Annotated in this window: 4 protein-coding genes; 2 read left to right on the forward strand and 2 right to left on the reverse strand. The window is 44.3% G+C overall.

Annotated elements, in window-relative coordinates; all coding sequences use genetic code 11:
• The first annotated feature begins 136 nt into the window (after nt 1–136).
• Entirely contained in the window at nt 137–1,711 is a 1,575-nt protein-coding gene (spoVB, locus tag GRP75_RS21645; protein ID WP_160790325.1) for a stage V sporulation protein B, read from the forward strand.
• A gap of 5 nt (nt 1,712–1,716) precedes the next feature.
• Here the strand turns inward: spoVB and GRP75_RS21650 are convergent, their stop codons facing one another.
• Entirely contained in the window at nt 1,717–2,493 is a 777-nt protein-coding gene (locus GRP75_RS21650) for a YetF domain-containing protein (protein WP_025720234.1), read from the reverse strand.
• A gap of 206 nt (nt 2,494–2,699) precedes the next feature.
• Between GRP75_RS21650 and GRP75_RS21655 the strand changes: the two genes are divergently transcribed.
• A complete protein-coding gene (locus tag GRP75_RS21655; RefSeq protein ID WP_023989933.1) occupies nt 2,700–3,089 on the forward strand; it encodes a TIGR04086 family membrane protein in 390 nt (129 codons plus the stop codon).
• Nucleotides 3,090–3,177: 88 nt separating this feature from the next.
• On the opposite strand, the gene yajC is transcribed toward GRP75_RS21655, so the two are convergent.
• On the reverse strand, nt 3,178–3,513 hold the full coding sequence (yajC, locus tag GRP75_RS21660) for a preprotein translocase subunit YajC (protein WP_061829379.1): 336 nt from the start codon (nt 3,511–3,513) through the stop codon (nt 3,178–3,180).
• Between the last annotated feature and the right edge of the window lie 95 nt (nt 3,514–3,608).

Raw genomic sequence — 3,608 nt, forward strand, 5'->3', positions numbered from 1 at the left:
CACCACTCTTCCTCTTGTTGTCTAAATCACTTTGTTTCTGAACGGAAAAGCTTGTCATGAAGATGGACAGGTCCAGCATATCTTCTAAAGTAATGTATAGACGCAGAATTACATTTTGGGGAAGAGGGAGTTGCGATTGAAAAAGCAGACATTCATCCATGGAGCAATTATTTTATTGGCAGCAGGAATTATCAACCGGATACTAGGTTTTATTCCCCGAATCGCACTCCCGCGTATCATCGGCCCCGAAGGAGTTGGCTTGTACCAACAGGGGTATCCCTTTTTTATCGTTCTGGTGACGCTTATTACAGGGGGAATCCCTCTTGCGGTAGCCAAGCTAGTAGCCGAAGCCGAAACGGCGGGACAGCCCGAAATGTCGCGGCGTATTTTGCACACCAGCCTGCGCTTCACCATTACACTCAGTCTGATCGCCATGGTGCTCTGTCTTGTGTTCGCGCCTTGGATCACAAGCCATCTCCTGACCGACAGCCGCGTGTATTATACATTCGTGAGCATGAGCCCAATGATAGTCATTGTAGCTGTTTCCTCAGCTTATAGGGGCTATTTTCAGGGAAAGCAAAATATGATTCCTTCTGCCACCTCCTCCATTGCGGAGACCGTTATGCGCATTTTTTGTGTCATTTGGTTTGCTTACTTGTTACTTCCTCGTGGGATAGCCTACGCTGCTGCAGGTGCCATGCTCGGTGCTCTGGCGGGCGAATTCATTGGCATGATTGTGCTGCTATGGCAATACGTGTGTAACCATCGAAAAGATCGCATCCTTCAGCCGAAGTCGCCTATCCCCTCCTCTGAGGTTCAACCCGAGCAATCATCCGTTTTGTCACGTCTTATGTCTATATCCGTTCCCGTTACTGCTGGAAGGCTTGTTGGTTCCTTATCCTATTTGCTCGAATCTATCTTGTGCATGCGTAGCCTCGCCGTAGCAGGCATTGCAACTGGCGTGGCAACCGCACAATATGGAGCCATGCAGGGCATGGTCATTCCTGTATTATTACTACCTGGAGTTCTTACCAGTTCGCTAGCAGTTTCACTCGTTCCTTCGTTATCCGAAGCAGCAGCCAAGGGGCATATTACAGCCATTCACAAACGTCTACATCAATCGCTTCGGCTCGCTTTGGTTGCAGGAGCCCCCTTTGCCGTAATCATGTATGTTTTGGCAGAACCTCTGTGTCTGCTACTTTATAATAATGGCGATATTGCAGGCATGCTTAAGCTCATGGCACCTTTTGCTCTTTTTATGTACATTCAGGCCCCGCTTCAGGCAGCACTTCAGGCATTAGACCGTCCTGGAAGTGCCTTATTAAATACCTTTATCGGAGCCGTTATCAAAATTGCGCTAATCGTCTGGCTTGCTTCCCAACCTCAGTACGGTATCTACGGAGCTGTCATCGCCATTTGTATTAACAGTGCCATTGTTACACTCCTTCATGGCTTCAGTGTCAGCAGACTGCTTCGCTTCCGCGTACGTTTGCTCGATTTCTGGAAGACCGGGATAGGTATGATCATCATGGCAGCAGCAGTATTATATACCTACAGACATCTAACGATGTTCAACCAAATGTGGCTTCAGTTTATTTTTGCCGCAGGTTTGGGAATTATACTGTACCTTTTCCTAATGACCTTGATCAAAATGATTGATTGGGACAACCTTACACGCATTCCAATCCTGAGAAGATGGTTTAAAGCATAGGAAATCTAATCCGAAGATTTTCCATAGGCCGGTGGTGTAATATACACATCACCTCTATGGTTAACCGAGCATAAAAAAACATCCTTAAAATCTTTGTGTCCCTTTGCTTGAATCTGATTTTTAAGCCAAAAACGGTTCATATCCATCCGTTCCAAATTTCGATCCAGCACCTTGCCATCCATGATTAATGGAATAGGCAGTCCCTCATATCTAAACTTTCCACCGATTTGTGGAGAAGGATGGACCTTATTCACCTGTTGCTCTTTGTTTATCAAATCTGTTCCGTTTAATTCTTGCTTCATTTTTCCGTGTTCCACTCCATCGTTATCATCCTTACCTATAACCGTTAGCTTACCTGTCGTTTCCAAAATAACATATTCGACTTCGTCCAGACTTTCTATATTTTGTTCACGAAGTTGTAACAGCAAGTCATCTAAATTGTAACGTTGTTTCACCATTTCGTCCTTGTTTAATTGTCCATTGGAGTACAATACACTGGGCCTACCATCAAATAGTAAGCGCAGTCGCCGACTTTTCAGACTAAAAAATGAAATCCCGATTTGCAAAATTAACAGCACTCCTAAAGGAATCAGCCCTTCATAAAGTGGACGTTTTATATCCTCCAGGCTGAATACAGCAATTTCTGCAATCATAATCGATATGACGAGATCGAAAACAGACAATTTGCCGATCTCCCTTTTACCCATCAAGCGCATCACCAGATATACAATAAAATACATGAGCAGCGTCCGAAAAATATGAGCAAAAATATCGTGACTCAATATATTCGCCTCCTCCCCTGTACTTGCAATAAGACATTAGTCGTTCATTGTACACGTATTCTGACCGTTCCTCACTTAGCTCATACAAAAAACAAAAGGCTAAATTATTGAAATAAAGAGAAAGACTGCTTGCGACTTGGTACTAAGCAGGGAGGCTTGGCCATAGAATGATAATAGTTCAAACCTTGGTACAGGAGGAATTATCAATGGAGCTCATTCGCCGCTGGTGTTCGTTTCGTCTGGCCCATCCCATTTTATCCGGCTTATTTTATGCTTTTGCATGGATGCTGCTTGGCGCATTGATTCTTTCACTACTCTTGTGGCTGACACAGATGCAGGAACAGGACTTATCATTGTATACGTATATCGTCCACGCATTCGCCATGCTATCTGGCGGCTTCGTCGCCGGTAAAAGATCCACAAACAAAGGCTGGTATCAAGGCGGTATTACAGGCATCCTGTATGGACTAATCGTTTTGCTGGTCGGTTTTCTGGCATTGGATGCGGGCATGAACGGCAAGGACCTGTTACACTTAGCTTTCGCGTTTGTCATAGGTGCAGGTGGTGGGATGTTTGGCATTAATCTCAGCAAGTAATCAAAATGTTTGTATCCATGTAATAAAACAACACAAAAAAACCGAGCCTCCTCAAAGGCTCGGTTTTTGCATAACGGTCACCAGCATTTTACGATTTGGAAACAACTTCCTCAGATGCCGTGTCTTTTGCAATCGCGTTGCTGATTGCACTGCGGTCAAAGGTCAGCTTCGTGACATCATTCACACGCAAAACTACTACATCATCCGTAATCTCCATAATTGTACCGTGAAGACCTCCGATTGTAATTACTTTATCTCCCTTTTTCAAAGCTTGAAGCATCGTTTGACGCTGCTTTTGTTTTTTCTGATTCGGGCGAATCAGCAAGAAATAGAAGATTACAAACATCAGAGCCAGTGGCCAGATCATTTGGAAAAGTCCGCCAGTTCCACCGGGTGCAGCAGCGGCTGTAGCAAAATGAAACATGTTAAATCCCCCTTTCGTATACTCTCCCTAAAACTTAAAAGCCTTTATCATTATCATGAAGACCGTACTGCTCAAAAAACTCATCTCGGAAATCA

The sequence above is a fragment of the Paenibacillus sp. OT2-17 genome (assembly GCF_009827695.1).
GTDB classification, from domain to species: domain Bacteria; phylum Bacillota; class Bacilli; order Paenibacillales; family Paenibacillaceae; genus Paenibacillus; species Paenibacillus polymyxa_B.